General features: G+C 48.7%; 15 protein-coding genes. 9 read left to right on the forward strand and 6 right to left on the reverse strand.

The window, feature by feature from the left end; genetic code table 11:
• Positions 1-144: 144 nt before the first annotated feature.
• Genes BN2684_RS02995 through BN2684_RS03005 form a run of 3 tightly spaced genes read right to left on the reverse strand, consistent with a single transcriptional unit; the run spans position 145 to position 1,727 of the window.
• Entirely contained in the window at positions 145-564 is a 420-nt protein-coding gene (locus tag BN2684_RS02995; RefSeq protein WP_058300697.1) for a pyridoxamine 5'-phosphate oxidase family protein, read from the reverse strand.
• Complete coding sequence (locus BN2684_RS03000; RefSeq protein WP_058300698.1) at positions 561-1,265, reverse strand: DUF2461 domain-containing protein; 705 nt, start codon at positions 1,263-1,265, stop codon at positions 561-563. The genes BN2684_RS02995 and BN2684_RS03000 overlap by 4 nt, the downstream gene beginning before the upstream one ends.
• A gap of 3 nt (positions 1,266-1,268) precedes the next feature.
• Entirely contained in the window at positions 1,269-1,727 is a 459-nt protein-coding gene (locus tag BN2684_RS03005) for a MarR family winged helix-turn-helix transcriptional regulator (RefSeq protein ID WP_058300699.1), read from the reverse strand.
• 215 nt (positions 1,728-1,942) lie between these two features.
• Between BN2684_RS03005 and BN2684_RS03010 the strand changes: the two genes are divergently transcribed.
• From BN2684_RS03010 to BN2684_RS03040, 7 genes are all read left to right on the forward strand, one after another.
• A complete protein-coding gene (locus BN2684_RS03010) occupies positions 1,943-3,067 on the forward strand; it encodes an SGNH/GDSL hydrolase family protein (protein ID WP_058300700.1) in 1,125 nt (374 codons plus the stop codon).
• 708 nt (positions 3,068-3,775) lie between these two features.
• A complete protein-coding gene (locus tag BN2684_RS03015; protein WP_234340160.1) occupies positions 3,776-5,533 on the forward strand; it encodes an ABC transporter ATP-binding protein in 1,758 nt (585 codons plus the stop codon).
• On the forward strand, positions 5,523-7,301 hold the full coding sequence (locus BN2684_RS03020) for an ABC transporter ATP-binding protein (protein WP_058300702.1): 1,779 nt from the start codon (positions 5,523-5,525) through the stop codon (positions 7,299-7,301). Before BN2684_RS03015 ends, BN2684_RS03020 begins: the two co-directional genes overlap by 11 nt.
• Before the next feature lie 254 nt (positions 7,302-7,555).
• Complete coding sequence (locus BN2684_RS03025) at positions 7,556-8,416, forward strand: phosphotransferase enzyme family protein (protein WP_262360867.1); 861 nt, start codon at positions 7,556-7,558, stop codon at positions 8,414-8,416.
• Between the two features lie 269 nt (positions 8,417-8,685).
• Positions 8,686-9,096 (forward strand): YjdF family protein, encoded by a 411-nt coding sequence (locus BN2684_RS03030; protein WP_058300704.1) that lies wholly within the window; start codon positions 8,686-8,688, stop codon positions 9,094-9,096.
• 490 nt (positions 9,097-9,586) lie between these two features.
• Entirely contained in the window at positions 9,587-10,249 is a 663-nt protein-coding gene (locus tag BN2684_RS03035) for a sigma-70 family RNA polymerase sigma factor (RefSeq protein ID WP_058300705.1), read from the forward strand.
• Positions 10,246-10,503, forward strand: a complete 258-nt coding sequence (locus BN2684_RS03040; protein ID WP_058300706.1) for a helix-turn-helix domain-containing protein — start codon at positions 10,246-10,248, stop codon at positions 10,501-10,503. The genes BN2684_RS03035 and BN2684_RS03040 overlap by 4 nt, the downstream gene beginning before the upstream one ends.
• 129 nt (positions 10,504-10,632) lie before the next feature.
• Here the strand turns inward: BN2684_RS03040 and BN2684_RS03045 are convergent, their stop codons facing one another.
• The 3 genes from BN2684_RS03045 to BN2684_RS03055 all read right to left on the reverse strand — a co-directional run bounded on the left by BN2684_RS03045 (position 10,633) and on the right by BN2684_RS03055 (position 13,298).
• Positions 10,633-11,106 (reverse strand): DUF2798 domain-containing protein, encoded by a 474-nt coding sequence (locus BN2684_RS03045; protein ID WP_058300707.1) that lies wholly within the window; start codon positions 11,104-11,106, stop codon positions 10,633-10,635.
• A 159-nt stretch (positions 11,107-11,265) separates the two neighbouring features.
• Positions 11,266-12,624 (reverse strand): sensor histidine kinase, encoded by a 1,359-nt coding sequence (locus BN2684_RS03050; RefSeq protein ID WP_449404107.1) that lies wholly within the window; start codon positions 12,622-12,624, stop codon positions 11,266-11,268.
• Positions 12,621-13,298 carry a response regulator transcription factor gene (locus BN2684_RS03055; RefSeq protein WP_058300995.1) on the reverse strand — a complete coding sequence of 226 codons (678 nt, stop codon included), beginning with the start codon at positions 13,296-13,298 and terminating at the stop codon, positions 12,621-12,623. Before BN2684_RS03055 ends, BN2684_RS03050 begins: the two co-directional genes overlap by 4 nt.
• Before the next feature lie 264 nt (positions 13,299-13,562).
• Here BN2684_RS03055 and BN2684_RS03060 point away from each other — a divergent pair, with 264 nt between their 5' ends.
• On the forward strand, positions 13,563-14,306 hold the full coding sequence (locus tag BN2684_RS03060; protein ID WP_058300708.1) for a polyphosphate polymerase domain-containing protein: 744 nt from the start codon (positions 13,563-13,565) through the stop codon (positions 14,304-14,306).
• The gene (locus BN2684_RS03065) at positions 14,299-14,979 is read left to right on the forward strand and encodes a DUF4956 domain-containing protein (RefSeq protein WP_058300709.1); all 681 of its coding nucleotides are present in this window, start codon (positions 14,299-14,301) and stop codon (positions 14,977-14,979) included. The genes BN2684_RS03060 and BN2684_RS03065 overlap by 8 nt, the downstream gene beginning before the upstream one ends.
• Positions 14,980-15,003 lie beyond the last annotated feature (24 nt).

Genomic DNA, 15,003 nt, shown 5'->3' on the forward strand with positions numbered 1-15,003 from the left:
TTCACCCACTAGTAAATATTTCTATAAAATGAATTATACGGATGAGTTTTCTTGTTTTGATATGACTTTTTTCATAGTTGTTATCGAAAGCAAAAGGACCGCAGCCACCAGACCGCGGTCCATCTTCTTCTTGGTTTACCTTGTCTACACCTCAAAGGTGGTGTTGACTAGGGACGCATAATAATTTCCCCAATCGGCGGTGAAGCACAAAATGCTGTAATCCGGGTCTGTCACGCCGAGCGGGTAGTAGATTTCACAGCCATCCGACCAGAATCTCTCCTTGATCTCCGGATCGTCGAGCACCTCCATGTGTCCGACAAGCATCAAGCCGGTCCATTTCACCTGGTCGGTAAAATAGACGCTCGCTTTGGGATTCGCACGGAATTGCGCCACCCGTTTGCTCGATGTGTTGGTGCTGAACCATACTTTGCGGAGACCTTCCGTTTCGATTTTGATCATGGACTTGATGTGAGGGAACCCTTCCTCTCCGTTCGACCCTACCATCGCGAATTTACTGTCATTCATGAGTTCCCGTGCTAGTTGTTTCGCCGTTTCTTGATTCATTTGGCTTGCCGCCTCCTGTCTTTGATGTGGAGCAGGTACTGATAGAAGCCAGAGATGATTTGGAAGTTTGCGATCAACTCGGCGGCCAACTCTCTGCTGAACAAACGGCCGTCGATCTCCCTCAGGCATACCAGGTACAGATTCTTTCTCTGGTACCAATCGGCTAACTCCCCCGGCTTGGTTTTATCCAGCACTCGTTTGTACTTGTCCCCTTCTAGAGTAAAGATCTGCTGCTGGGGATAAAAAGCGATAGCTTTCTTAAACTCCTCCACAGAGGTATCCATGCGTTCCCGGAATCCTTCCATGGTCTCGGGGTCTGCGGAAAAGTAGCCCATGCCATACCGATAGGAATGAGGGGACAGCTCGAAGAAAAAGGCTGGGTTCGTGCTCCATTCCTTCGCCGATCTCTTGAAGGTTAGCCACATGGTATCTCGATACGGGGATTTGTTCTTGGAAAAGCGGGTGTCACGATGGATTCTCGAGATGGCCTTCCCCGGAGTGACATCGAAATAGGGATCGATCGATAGCATGAACTCGCTCAACTCCATAACCAGTCCCTGCAGGGGCTCCTGCAGCAGCTTCTTGTAGTCCTCCTTGTGCTCCTCAAACCATGGCTTGTTGTTGTTAACAGTCAGATCCTTTAAATACTCGATGGCAGCAGGGGAAAAGCCGTGGAAATAGTGGCGGCTATCATCCGGCATAAATCATTCTCCTTTCTTGGCAGGGAGCTCGAGCCGGGACAGATTGTCATAAATGCGGGTAAGATAATCTTCGAACATATCGATCTCGTGCTCCGCGAAGCCGTGATAAAACAAGTCCAGCATGTCGTTCGATACATCCTCATAAGCGGCTTTGAGCTGTTCATTCTTGGCGGTGAGCTTGATGATGATTTTGCGACGATCGTCGGGGGAGGGAATTCTCTGTAGATGCCCGGATTGTTCAAGCCTCTCCAGCATGCGGGAAAGGGTGGACTTTTCCAAAGCGGTTTTCTTCGCCAATTCCTGAATGGAAATGCCGTCGTTTTGCCACAAAACAAAGATGATTCTTCCCTGTGCCGAATTCAGCTCGTAAAGGTCGTAGCTCTTCAGCTTCCTCGTAAAGACGCGTCCCGCCAGCTGATGGATTTTTGAGATCAAAAAGCCGCCTTGCCGGTTCTGGGGCATAATTCCTCCTAAGTTGATGACTGCTCTACAATAACTTTAAACGTTGTATATACAACTAAAATTATGTACCAATTATACCCACATCCTTTGATTCCATCAACCCTTTTTTTTGATTTCCGCTTCGCTGGTATCATAAAATCCTCTCTCTTACCGGGATGTGTTTTATTGGTGTATAGTAGGGGGAGATTATTTCATGCGAGCGAGGGAGCCCATTCATGACGACGAATGCAAACACAAAGGTATATGCCTTATCCGAAATTGAGAATGTTAAGGTTCACGGAAGAACGACGGAGAATCGATCTCCCCTGACTTTGTTTTGGACAGGCAGCGGAATTGAATTAAACGCCAGAGGGTCGGAGCTATGGATTGAGGTCGAAGCCGATTATGATACGTATGAGCCCTGGATCAGCATCGTGATCAACTCGGCTCCGGTGAGCCGGCAGATGGTGACAGCGGGAAGGCATTGGATCTGTTTGTTCCGGGGAACGAACGCTGAAGCCGTGAAGAACGTTCGGGTCACCAAGGATGTGCAGGCCATGAGCGGAGACCCCGGCTGCCGGCTGCAGATTCATGCGGTGAAGAGCGACGGGGACCTTTTGCCCGTAGAGGATAAGCCTTATAAGATTGAATTTATCGGAGACAGCATAACTTCTGGAGAAGGGGCCATCGGAGCAAAAGCCGAGGTCGATTGGGTCCCCATGTGGTTCAGCGCGATTCACAATTATGCGGCACTGACCGGGGAGGCCTTGGACGCTGAGGTACGGATTCTCTCGCAAAGCGGCTGGGGGGTTCTGACCAGTTGGGACAATAACCCGCATTCCAATCTTCCGGACTACTATGAGAAAGTGTGCGGACTCCTGACCGGCGAGAGAAACAAAGCCTTGGGTGCTTGGAATGACAACGACTTCGCTTCTTGGCAGCCGGATGTGGTTGTGGTCAACCTCGGAACGAACGATGGCGGCGCCTTCCATTCACCGGAATGGAAAGATGAAGCTACCGGAGAGACGCACAAGCAGCGCTTGAATGAGGACGGGACCTTCCATGATGAGGACCTGCGCGCCTTTGAGGAGGCAGTGGTGAAGTTCCTCGGCAAGCTTCGGACCTTCAACCCCAAAGCCCAGATCGTCTGGGTTTACGGCATGCTGGGGCTGCCGATGATGCCGGCTATTTACCGTGCGGTAGACGCTTATAAGTCCAAGACGGGGGACCGGAAGGTGTCCGTGTTCCAGCTCCCCAACACCACCGAGGAAACCGTCGGTTCGAGAACCCATCCCGGTGCCTTGGCCCATGAGCGAGCAGCCAAGGAGCTGACCGGTTATCTCCGGGAGATTTTGAGCTAGCCCGCAGTCAACCTTAATCGTGTGTAATGTAGGATGTGTCAGGGGCTGTCCCCCAAGCAGGTGAAAACCTGTTTTTAGGACCGCTCCGTTTTTGCGTTCATTCCCGGCAGCCGCGATACCCTCTCATCCAAAGAGATGATCCCGGTAATCGTCCAAGACCTTTCGTTCGACTTCGGCTTGTACGGAAGACAGCTCCAGCTTGAGCTGGTGATACAGCTCATTTGGCAGTCCACCGTTGTCGGTAACACTGCCCCAAAGAATTGAATACCAGCGCAAGTTTTAGGGATGGGGAACTAGCTCAGCTGGGAGAGCGCATCGCTGGCAGCGATGAGGTCAGGGGTTCGCAAAGGTGTCTTGTTACAGGATGCCCATGGGATTTTAATCGGTTCACCAATGTTCGAGAAATCGTTGCAATGGAAGGGGATTAAATCATTAGAGCGTGTCTAGTAGATATTTTTAAAGAAGATAACTAAAAAAAGAAGTATGACATACACCTGTCATACTTCTTTTTTTATACTCTTGATATGGGCTAGGAAAAGTTATTGAGCGACTCCAAAAATAAAGTGAGAGAAGTGATATGGAATGTAAAGTAAGGAATGCAAATATTTACAGTCCACCTGAAGATTCGCCATTGTGAACAATTAATTCAACATGAAGGGTGATTTTATTTTGTTGAAAAATAAACGATACAATCTTTTCTCATCCATTATGATTTGTCTGCAATCGAATCCCATCATTGTCTTATTATCACTTCTTTTTTCGATTATCGGCGGTTTCATACCGTATTTGTTAGTGAAGGTAAATGGCCGGTTTATCGATTCTGTTTTGGCGTATATCAACAATCATTCAAGTAGAAGTTTGATCTATATGCCTTTGCTTGGATTGCTGTTCCTATTTCTGGTAAGTTACGTTATTGGCGTTTTTTCGCAATTATTGAATGTTAGGCTGCTCATGGGTTTAAGAAGTCATTTTCATACGAAGATCATCAGAAAATCGGTCCGGATGAAGTATCAATACATAGAAGATTCAAATACATGCGATCTAGTAAATCGGGTTGTGGAAAACCCGGGAATGAATGCAGTACATGCCGTATTTATTAGCTTAACAAGCTTTGTGACCTTAGGTATTCAGCTTTGCAGCATAGCGTTACTTCTCATTTCACATCAATGGTGGCTGTTCCCGCTTATGATTCTAGTGTCTTTTCCTTTAATTGTTGTTTCATATTTAACCGGAATCGATACATATAAATCGCTGAGATGGAATAGCGAAATTGCCAGGAAGTCGAATTATATTGAATTTGACGTATTAAGAGGAAGAGATTTAGCGGCTGAACGTAATTTATTTGGTTACTCTGGATATTTCAACGAGAAATTCGATCGATATATTCAGACAGCGATCAAATTCACCAAGGATGTAAAGCGCAAATGGCTGTGGCGTGATAAAGCGGCGGCGTTTGCAATAATTGTTACCGGGGTCATCGTAACGCTGGCCTTTCTACCTTTGCTAAAAAGCAATATGATCTCAATCGGTTTTTTCATTTCAATTGTAACGGCTGTGTACCAAATGCAGGATAACCTCGTAACAAACATCCCTGAAACGGTAAGATCATTATCAGAGAATAGTGGATATTTTCGAGACTTATCTGCTTTTGTTCAACTTGAAGAGCAGAATCAAGCAGAACCAGATGCGGATGAATACAATCTCGAGATCGAAACAATCGAATTTAAAGATGTTTATTTCAAGTATCCAGGAACAGAACAAATGATAGTAAAAGGACTTTCTTTTACGTTGAAAAAAGGCGGGCACTATTCTTTTGTGGGAAAAAACGGATCAGGGAAAAGTACAATTACGAAGCTTTTGCTTGGGCTATATGACGTTGACCAAGGTTCGATTTTGATTAATGGGAAGAATATTAATGAATTCGGACGAAACCAACTTTATTCGTTATTTTCAGTTGTGTATCAAGACTTCGCGAAGTATTCGATACCTGCCAAGGACAATATCGGCATTGGGCATATCGAACAGATGAATGATAGGAACAGAATCGAGGAAGTAGCCGAATTTGCTGGCGTAAAGGATGTCATAAATCAACTTCCGAATCAATTCGATACCCCTCTAGGAAAGGTGCTTTCTTGTGGAGTGGACATCTCAGGTGGGCAGTGGCAAAGAATCGCATTAGCAAGGTCGTTGATGAAAGAGAATACATTTAAAATTCTTGATGAACCTACATCGGCTCTTGATCCGATTGAAGAAAGCAGACTATACAAACAGTACTCGCAAATATCTAAGAACGAAACGACATTATTCATTTCACATCGATTAGGTTCGACCAAATTGGCGGACGTTATTATGGTGCTCGATAATGGACAAATTGTTGCTTCCGGATCTCACGAGCAGCTAATGAATGAAAATGGAATCTATAAAGAGATGTTTACTATACAAAAGGAGTGGTATGATGAGGCATAATTCGTTACCGTTCCATAAAGTCATCGAAAGAACGATTTCATATGGATACAAGAAACTGAAGGCGTATTTTTTTATCTATATCCTTCTCTCGCTGATGCTCTCATGTGTTAATTTTGTATCTATTTATATACTCCAAAAAATGTTTGATGTGATTTCCAACGCGGTTACAGGAGGCCATTGGACTCAGTCTACATTTAACCTGGTAATCCTTACAGGAGCGGTACTGGTCGTAAGTAATATACTTAAAGGAATTCATGGATATTTTAGCGAGAATTATTTCATGCAATTTATGAGTAAAATACTGAAGGACATGAACGCCAAGGCGGGGAAACTAGACCTTGTAGACTATGAATCGCTTGAATTATATCAAAAAATAAATATGGCTATTGGCGGCGTCAATTATGCGATAAAATCAACGATTTCCTTATTGAACGGAGTGATTTTCCACGTTTCATTCTTCATTAGTGTAACGATCTATTTCTTTTCGATTAAACCAACGCTGGTGCTATTATGCTTCTTGATTTTTATACCCAAGTTCGTCTCGCAAATGATAAGGGGTTCAAAGATATATCAGATTCAAGAGAAACTTGCGGATAAGAAAAGAGAATTTGATTATTTTCAAAAATGCCTAGTTGATAAAGAATATTTCAAGGAAACGAAAACGTACAGAGGCACCCCTTATTTTATCCGGCGATATAACGAAGCATTACAAAGCTACAATTCGCAACAATGGAATACGGAACGTAAAATCGCTTATATCGATCTCTTTCTTAGTTGTTTCACCTATTTAGGTTATGTAGGCTCCTTTCTCTTGTTAGTCAAATACCTTATGGACGGTACGATCTCAATCGGTATTTTCACTGCCATATACTACTCTTTGAATAAGCTAATGAGTTCGATGAAGGATATGGTTGAATTATTCGGCTCCATCTACCAAAACTCAAGTCTTGCCGGCAAGCTGTACGACTTTCTGGATCTTCCGGAAAGAAGCGGAAGAGACCACACATTCTCTTCGGTTGAAAAAGTAACTTTAAACAACATTTCGTTTTCCTACCCGTACGCGAATAAGTGTTCCTTGGACCGGGTTTCTCTTGAAATCGAAAAAGGTACGAAGTTAGCCATAGTTGGAGTTAATGGGGCAGGCAAATCAACCTTAGTTAAGCTTCTTAGCGGGTTGCTGCAACCGAATGAGGGAAGTGTGCTATTGAACGATATTGATATAGGAGATATTTCCCCGAAAAGTACATTCTCCCGAACTTCGGCTGTATTTCAAAACTTTGGCCGGTATAAACTGACGCTGAAGGAAAATGTGATACTAAGTGATATTGAGAAAGAAGCTAAGGAAGAAGAAATCATCAGCAAGATGGAAACGTCCGGTTTTGACTATAGCAAAATCGAGCAATTGGATTCATTGGAAACGATGATGTCAAGAGAATTTGGAGGAATAGACTTATCGGGCGGGCAATGGCAACGTTTAGCGATTGCCAGGGGATTTTATCGAAGTAACGACATGATTATACTCGATGAACCGACTTCTGCCATTGATCCGATAGAAGAAGCTCATTTGTATGATCGTTTCATTCAGATGTCGGAAGGGAAAATAGCGATAATCGTCACACATAGGCTCGGCTCAGTCAAACTTGCTGATCGAATTATTGTTATGGAAACAGGCAGGATCATAGAGGATGGTACGCATGAGGAATTAATGAAGAAAGACGGTGTCTATGCCTCGATGTTTCTTTCCCAGGCGGAATGGTATAGCAGGTGATGGAACAACTGAACAAAGAAGAGGTGGAGCAGGAACTTCAAGGAATAAGATAAGTCTATATTTTTTTGGAAAACAGAGGTAATCTGGAATTATACCCGGCCGGGAATGCGAAAGAAGCGAGGTTCCATATGGCAAACCAAAACCTATTGGCGAAAGCAGCGAAATCCTTTGGATTTGATCCGGAAACCTTAGTGTTCATCAGCAAGTCGTGCAATGAAGTGCACCGGTTCACCAAAGACGATTAGCCCTACATCCTGCGCTTATCGGAAAAGCCGCTTGCGGATGCAGAGAAGGTCAGGGCGGAGATGGATTGGATCTATTACTTGGCGCAAAATGGCGTACATGCTTCGCTGCCAATCTTAACGAACGATCACCAGCTAATCGCGGTGTATGAAGAGCAGGAGAAGTATTTCATCACGACAGCATTCCATGCCGCACCCGGACGGTGCTTTGACAAGAACGATCCCGAGCTCTGGGGTCCCGCGTTATTCCGCAAATGGGGAGAGACGATGGGGAGAATGCATTTCCTCACCCAATCCTACGATGCTGCGAGGGTTGCGGTTAAACGAAACGAATGGGGGATCTGGAACATCTCCAATCCTCATCTGCAGCAGGGTCGCTACCACATTCTGCTGAAGAAACAACAAAAGCTGGAGAGGCAGATCGCATCGCTGCCGAAGGATCGTCAATCGTATGGAATGATCCACAATGACTTGCACCCCTTCAATTTCCACATCGAGAAGGGGGATATCACGGTCTTCGATTTCGATGACAGCATCTACGGCTGGTTTGCACTCGATATCGCAATAGCAGCCGCTCATGCCGTATGGTGGGGGTCGCCGGCGGAGGATCGAAGCTCTAGGAATGAATTTGCCAAACGTTTCTTGGATGAGTTCTTAGCCGGGTACGACAAGCAGAATCGATTGGATTCCTACTGGATCCGGCAAATTCCTATGTTTATGGATTATCGGAAGAGCTGCTCCTACTTCTGGTGGCTTAGCGACTGGGACGGGGATGAGAGCCATCTGACCCCATATCAGTCTGCTGGCATAGACTACGCGGTCTCCTTTATCGAGAATGGACAACGGTTTGACGGCTGCGAGATAGAATTATAGGGCATTGGCTGATGAGGATCGGTCGGAGAGGCGCTTTTTGGAGCGCTTCTTTTTTGTGATGAGAGGAAGATCGAAACATGGATGTTCTCGTCATGAGTGCCGCTTGGAGGGGTAGTATCCATTCGGCCGGAACGCTATACTAAGTACCAGAACGAGAAAACACGGCTTGGTTGGTAGTCCAAGCGCAAGGTGCTTATCGACGGCTCCTTGTCAGTAGCCTTCCCCCCCTCGGGATGTCCGTCGTTCTGATTGAGCAGAGGGGGATTTATATGAAGCTGACGATTTATCACGACGGGCAATACTGGGTAGGAATTTTGGAAGAGCAAGACCAGGCAAGGCTGAAGGCCGTAAGATTCATATTTGGGTCGGAGCCGAAGGATGAAGAGGTTTTGGATTTTATCCGAAATGACCTGTCTAGGCTGGTAGACCACCTGTCTCAAGGGGTGGATGTTCAGCTTCCGGAGAGCAGGAAGAGGAACCCCAAACGAGTAGCCAGGCTCGTTTCGAAAGAAGTAAGGAGCAAGGGCGTTTCCACCTATGCGCAAGAGGCTATGCGATTGGAGTATGAGAAACGCAAGCAAGATAAGCAGACAGATTCAAAGCAGCGGCGTGAAGCCGCAAAGGAATTCAAGCGGGAAGTCAAGGTTCGGAAAGCAAAGGAAAAGCATCGCGGCCATTAGAGGAAAGGGGCATCCCAACGGGAGCCCCTTTTTCGATGTGCGCCCGGCATGGGCGGTAAGCTGAGCCAATCCGATAAAGCCAGGTGATCGATTTCCCCCGACTGAAGATAACCGTTTCCCTCGGATCGCGCTCATGCAGGCGATTTTAGGTAATCGCATTGGATTTTATGAAGATAGGCGGCGTATTGCTGAGCTATGCAGCAATAGAACTCCGCATCTTCCGGAGCGCAATCCGATATGCGGTCCGAGAAATCACTGAGCTGGCAACGCAAGTCCAGCATCCTCTTCATATACTCGTTGTTCTCCCCCATGATCCATCCCTGCCTTTGTGGAGTCTGTATCGGATAAAGTGTCGTTGTTCAAGGAAAATACAACGTTGGGAAAAAATTCGAAAAAACAGGAACACATGTTCCTGTTTTCGTTGTATAATCGTCGTACAAGTTCACTTTACTTAGTGGAAATGACTATGAATGGATAGGAGTGATCTCCATTGGCAACCGAAATCTCCCGTAAGTCCTCTCCTCATCAACACGAGATCGCTAGTTTTCTGGAATATCGTTCTGCTCATCCGGCCCTTTTTGATAATAGCTTGATCTCAGCCTTCTTCGATAATGACGAGAATGCCGTCTTGCTGGGAAGAGCGATGGGACATCCGACTCCAGAGAACAGAAAGGAATTGGACAGGGCCTTCCAAAGGTTCTTTTTCGGCGTTCGATTTACCAAGTATTTAGGCTCTATGATTCGTTATTCGGACATCGATTACCATCGGAGGCGGAAGAAGTACGAAAGCCGAAACCGACTCATCTTCGATTCTCCCCTTGGGGAAGACAGCGAGATGTCCATGGGCGACTATTTGCTGACCAAGCTTCCCGAGTCCCCGGGGTGTTCGGCCAGCGGCAGCCCGGAGGCCTTTCAGGCGGAGCTGGACAATCCCGATCTATGCGAGGCCTTCTCCAAATTGACGGATCGGCAGAAGCTTGTCGTCACGCTGTCGTATTCGGCGCGCGAACGGGACACCGAAATTGCCAGCCGGTTAAATGTCTCCCAGCAAGCGGTAACCAAAACCCGCATAACCGCCTTGAACAAAATGCGCAGAGGCCTTCAGATCGCGGAAAAACGCGATTCAGGTTATGAGGTACAGAAGAGACCATGATTCCGGATGATTTATTCCTGCGGGTGGAACGAGCAAAATCCGGTGATCGGGAGGCGATGGAACAAATTATCGACTTGTTTCAACCGGCCATCAACCGGGTGTGCCTGCAAGCTCATCCGAACGAACGGAACGATCTCAGGCAGGCTCTGAAGGAGAAGGTGATCGTCGCGGTGAAGCAGTACGATCTGGCTTCGGTTCCCGATTATTCCGCGTTCATCGAGATGATCTCGACCAATTGGGACTCGGGATTGTGAGTGGGTCTGGCATGGAGTGGAGCCGCTAAGCTGCCATGACGCCGGACATCGTGCTTGAATGGCTGCCAAACAGACAAAGGCAGAGCTGCCCGGATGGGCGGCTCTGCCTTTCCATTATCCGATGCCGCCTCAGTTGATCAGCAGCGTTCTGAGCTTGGGGAACAAGAAACGGACGAGCGGGCCGATAACGATCAATTGCAGCGGATAAGCCATGATAAAATTTTTGCCGAAGGTTAGAAAATAGCTTCTCATAAGCGAGCCGCCGTCATACCCTCCGGTCAGATGGGCGATCGCCAAGCCGTAAACGGACATACACATCGCCATTCCCAGCACCATGCAGGTGGAAATGGCAAGGATGGTGTACCCTTTGTTGGACTTAGGGAACGGCAATTTCAAGGCTGTCTTTTTAGCTGTAGGGCCGACAAGAAACAGATCCAGGAGAAAGGCGATGAGAAAGCCGATCGCAAACTCCAGCAAGGCCTCTCCGATCGTTATGGTCGAGATCGCGCCATTTAGAATCAGATTATAAACGGTCATCCCCATAACCATTCCGAAGCACATCATGAAACAAAACCATACACTCTCTCTCTTTGTTGCAGGCAAATGGTCTCCATCCCTTCTTCTTCGTGTGCCTGTTCAGTATAGACATGACCGAAAATCTCATGTAAGTGAACATTTTGCGAAGAATGGTTGACGGAGACTGAGCGGGTTGGTGGCGAACAAATAGGCTGACGGCTTCTCAGGCCGGCAGCCCTGCGCGATTCAACTCAATTGCACGGAGAAGGTCGTGCTTTCCCCAACCACACTCTTGGCGTAGATTCGCCCCTTATGCTGCTCCACAATCGACTTCGCGATCGCGAGGCCGAGTCCATAGCCGCCCTGCTTGCGCGTGCGAGAGGCATCGGTGCGATAGAAGCGGTCGAAGATGCGCGCAAGATGCTCCGGTGCGATGCCCTCTCCAGTGTTTGAGACGCTGAGGAGCACGCCGTGGCTTTGCTTTTTCAAGGAGACGGTCACCGTTCCGTTCGGATTGGTATATTTGATGGCGTTGTCCAGCAGGATGAGGATCACCTGCTTGATCTGTTCATTGCTGCCGTTCACCATCAGGTTCGGCTCGATGTCATAAGTCAGGGATAGGTGCTTCTCAAAGATCACGGCTTCCATCGTCAGGATGATGCTTTCCACCGATTCGCTCAGATCGAACGGCGAGAAGATCATGGCCGTTCGGGAATCGTCCAGCTCGGTCAGATAGAGCAGATCGTTCGTCAGCCGGCTCATGCGCTCGGTCTCGGACTTGATGTAATGCAGCCATTTGGCCTGCTGGCGGATCGGTTCGTTCTCATTCGCCAGAAGCACATCCGCGTTCGTGCTGATGATGGCGAGCGGCGTCTTCAGCTCGTGGGAAGCGTCGGCAATAAATTGCTTTTGCTTCTCGAAGGCTTCCCGGATCGGGGCGATCGAGCGATTCGCGAAGAACCGGCTGATACCGTAAATGACGAGCAGCATCGCCAAGCCCACCGCGGAAAAGGTGTAGATGAGCTTCGTCAGGATCGCCTGCTGAGCGCTTACGTCTAGGAAAACGTATTGGTAGCCGTCCCTTGTCGGCTGAACAATGTAAGCCCAGCGGGTCTCATCGAGGGTGAACTGGCCGATGTCCTTCTTCGCGGAGATGGCCTTCTGCAGAGCGGTTTCGTAAAATTCTTGATCCTGATCCAAGTCCAAAGCGGAAGAGGTTTGCGTCAATGTCCGCGACTTGTCCGCCAGCACCTGGAAGGAGACCGACCGCTCCGGTGGGCCCTCTCCTTTGTCCGCGGGCCGGAGGTCGGAAGCCGGGTTCAGCGCTTGGCCGCCGTTCTTCCCGGCAGGAAGCTGATCCGTATTGCCGGTCTGGGCTCCAAGCGACGGATCCGTATTACCGGTAAGAGAGGAAGGGGGTACGGTATCTCTACCGCCCGGAACCTTCTGATAAAACTCTGTCAGCCGGTGAAGCTCGCGGTTGGTTTCGTTGTACGCATCGCGGTAGGTAATCGTGTAGATCGAAGTAAAGGCAACCAGCATGAGAATCGTGATGCTCACCAGATTGACGAGCAGGAACCGATTTCGGAGCTTCGTAAACATCATCCGCTCACCTCTAATACATAGCCTACGCCGCGAATCGTGTTGATGCGGACGGTCGAGTTCAGGAAGGTCAGCTTTTTCCGCAGAAACGAAATGTAGACCTCCACGTTATTGTGCTCCGCCTCGGAATCAAAGCCCCACAGCTTCTCGATGATTTGCTCTTTGGACGTGACCCCTTGCTTGCGCAGGATCAGGAGCTCCAGCAGCTCGCTCTCCTTCAGATTGAGCTTGAGCTCTTTGCCGCGTGACGCCAGCTTGAGATGGGTCGGACTCAGCTCGATATCCCCGAACCTCAGCGTGTCGTCCTGTACGGTCTCGCCCTTGCGCCGCAGCGCCGCGCGGATTCTCGCCATCAGCTCCTCCGAGGAGAACGGCTTGGCGATGTAATCGTCGGCCCCGTAATCGAGCCCCGCGACCATGTCCGAGATCTCCCCTTTGGCCGTGAGGAAGATCACCGGCGTGGATACGCCCTGGCTCCGAAGCGTCTGAAGCAGGCGGATGCCGTCCATCTCCGGCATCATGATATCGAGCAAGAGCAGGTCGTAAATCCCGCTCTGCGCATAATCGAGACCGGCCCGGCCGTCATGCACAGCGTCTACGGAATAGTTGTTTTTTCGCAGGATATGGGTCAGAGCCTCGGCTAGATGAAGCTCGTCTTCGACAATCAGGATTCTCATGGTGGGTTCACCCTTTGCTTCATATTGCTTCAAATAAGGTAGTTACCGCTTAAAGGGGTTCTTCCCTTCTTCGGTCATTATAACCGAAATACCTTTAGTGAACCTTAACCGGGCATCATGAGGGACGGGCTGCGGGACGGGCTGCGAGCCATGTTCGAATTGTAAAGGTTTCGTAAATTCATTTAAGTTTCACTAAAGGTTCAGGGGCTACGATACAGGCATGGAACAACCGAACCCTTCCCCACCGAAAGGACGTGACCCCAAATGGCCATCGAAGTTTTCAACCGTTATGAGAACAAGTACCTGCTCGATACCGCGGCTTATGCCGACCTCTACAGGGAACTTCTCCATCATATGGAGCCGGACGAGTACAACAAACGGCACGAGTTCTACACCATCACCAACCTGTATTACGATACCGAGCATAACACCCTGATCCGCAACAGCCTGTCGAAGCCGAAATACAAGGAGAAGCTTCGCCTCCGGGCTTACGGAACGCCGAATGGCGATTCGAAGGTGTATCTCGAAATCAAGAAAAAGGTGGTCGGGCTGGTCAACAAGCGAAGAACGGCGCTTACGCTGAACGAAGCCTATGACTTTGTCCGCACCGGAGTGGAGCCGGAGTACAAGGACTACATGAACCGCCAGGTTTTGCACGAGATCTCGTATTTCCTTCAGCAGTATGAACTGATTCCGATGGTGTATCTGTCGTACGACCGCAAGGCGCTTTTTAGCAAGGAAAGCCGGGATCTGCGCATCACCTTCGACACGAACATCCGTTGCCGCCGCCACGATCTGCTGCTGGAAAATGGGACCTACGGCGATCCGCTGCTGGAGCGCGGACAATGGCTGATGGAAGTGAAGGCCGAGAACACCATTCCCCTCTGGCTGTCCCGAATGCTTTCGGAGCACGGGATGTACCGCACCGGGTTTTCCAAATACGGCAATGAGTACAAGAAGACGATTCGTTCGAAACAGTCTGAAATGGAGAGTGTCCGCTATGCTTGATTCCTTATTTACCGCCACGACCAGCACGAGCCTTACGTTTGCGAATGCCATGCTGACCATCGTCGTCGCCATCGTTCTCGGCGGGATTATCAGCTTCACCTATATGAAGACGAATGTCGCTTCCTATACGCAGAGCTTCACCCTCACGATGGTGCTGCTGCCGACGATCGTCGCCATCATCATTCTGCTCATTGGCAGCAATATCGCCCGAGCGTTCAGCCTGGCCGGCGCGTTCTCCATCATTCGGTTCCGAAGCGCGCCTGGCGACCCGAAGGATATCACCTTCGTCCTGTTCACCATGGCCGCTGGACTGGCTTGCGGAGTGGGAGCCTTCGGATACGCGGTGTTCTTTACTCTCATCCTCTGTGTGCTGATGGCCGTGCTCAGCCGAACGAATTTCGGCGTGCGGAAGACGGCGCAGAAGACGTTGAAGATCACCATACCGGAGAATCTCGGTTACGAGGAAGCATTCGCTGAGGTGTTTGATCGCTATCAAGTCGGCTATGAGCTGAAAAAGATCCGGACCACCGAGCTTGGCAGCCTGTACGAGCTGGTGTACGCCGTTACCTTGAAGAACGAAGTTAATCAAAAGGAATTTCTCGACGCCATCCGGTGCCGCAACGGCAACCTGGACCTGTCGCTGACCATGAGTCCGACTGTGACGGAGTTTTAAAAGAAATGACCGAATCCGCTTCGA

Origin of the sequence: Gorillibacterium timonense (assembly GCF_001457415.1) — a bacterium.
Lineage (GTDB): Bacteria > Bacillota > Bacilli > Paenibacillales > NBRC-103111 > Gorillibacterium > Gorillibacterium timonense.

Bases quoted from the DNA above. Each gene is read 5' to 3' on its own strand.
- BN2684_RS02995 (WP_058300697.1), bottom strand. From the start codon at position 564: ATGAATCAAGAAACGGCGAAACAACTAGCACGGGAACTCATGAATGAC.
- BN2684_RS03000 (WP_058300698.1), bottom strand. From the start codon at position 1,265: ATGCCGGATGATAGCCGCCACTATTTCCACGGCTTTTCCCCTGCTGCC.
- BN2684_RS03005 (WP_058300699.1), bottom strand. From the start codon at position 1,727: ATGCCCCAGAACCGGCAAGGCGGCTTTTTGATCTCAAAAATCCATCAG.
- BN2684_RS03010 (WP_058300700.1), top strand. From the start codon at position 1,943: ATGACGACGAATGCAAACACAAAGGTATATGCCTTATCCGAAATTGAG.
- BN2684_RS03015 (WP_234340160.1), top strand. From the start codon at position 3,776: ATGATTTGTCTGCAATCGAATCCCATCATTGTCTTATTATCACTTCTT.
- BN2684_RS03020 (WP_058300702.1), top strand. From the start codon at position 5,523: ATGAGGCATAATTCGTTACCGTTCCATAAAGTCATCGAAAGAACGATT.
- BN2684_RS03030 (WP_058300704.1), top strand. From the start codon at position 8,686: ATGAAGCTGACGATTTATCACGACGGGCAATACTGGGTAGGAATTTTG.
- BN2684_RS03040 (WP_058300706.1), top strand. From the start codon at position 10,246: ATGATTCCGGATGATTTATTCCTGCGGGTGGAACGAGCAAAATCCGGT.
- BN2684_RS03050 (WP_449404107.1), bottom strand. From the start codon at position 12,624: ATGATGTTTACGAAGCTCCGAAATCGGTTCCTGCTCGTCAATCTGGTG.
- BN2684_RS03055 (WP_058300995.1), bottom strand. From the start codon at position 13,298: ATGAGAATCCTGATTGTCGAAGACGAGCTTCATCTAGCCGAGGCTCTG.
- BN2684_RS03060 (WP_058300708.1), top strand. From the start codon at position 13,563: ATGGCCATCGAAGTTTTCAACCGTTATGAGAACAAGTACCTGCTCGAT.
- BN2684_RS03065 (WP_058300709.1), top strand. From the start codon at position 14,299: ATGCTTGATTCCTTATTTACCGCCACGACCAGCACGAGCCTTACGTTT.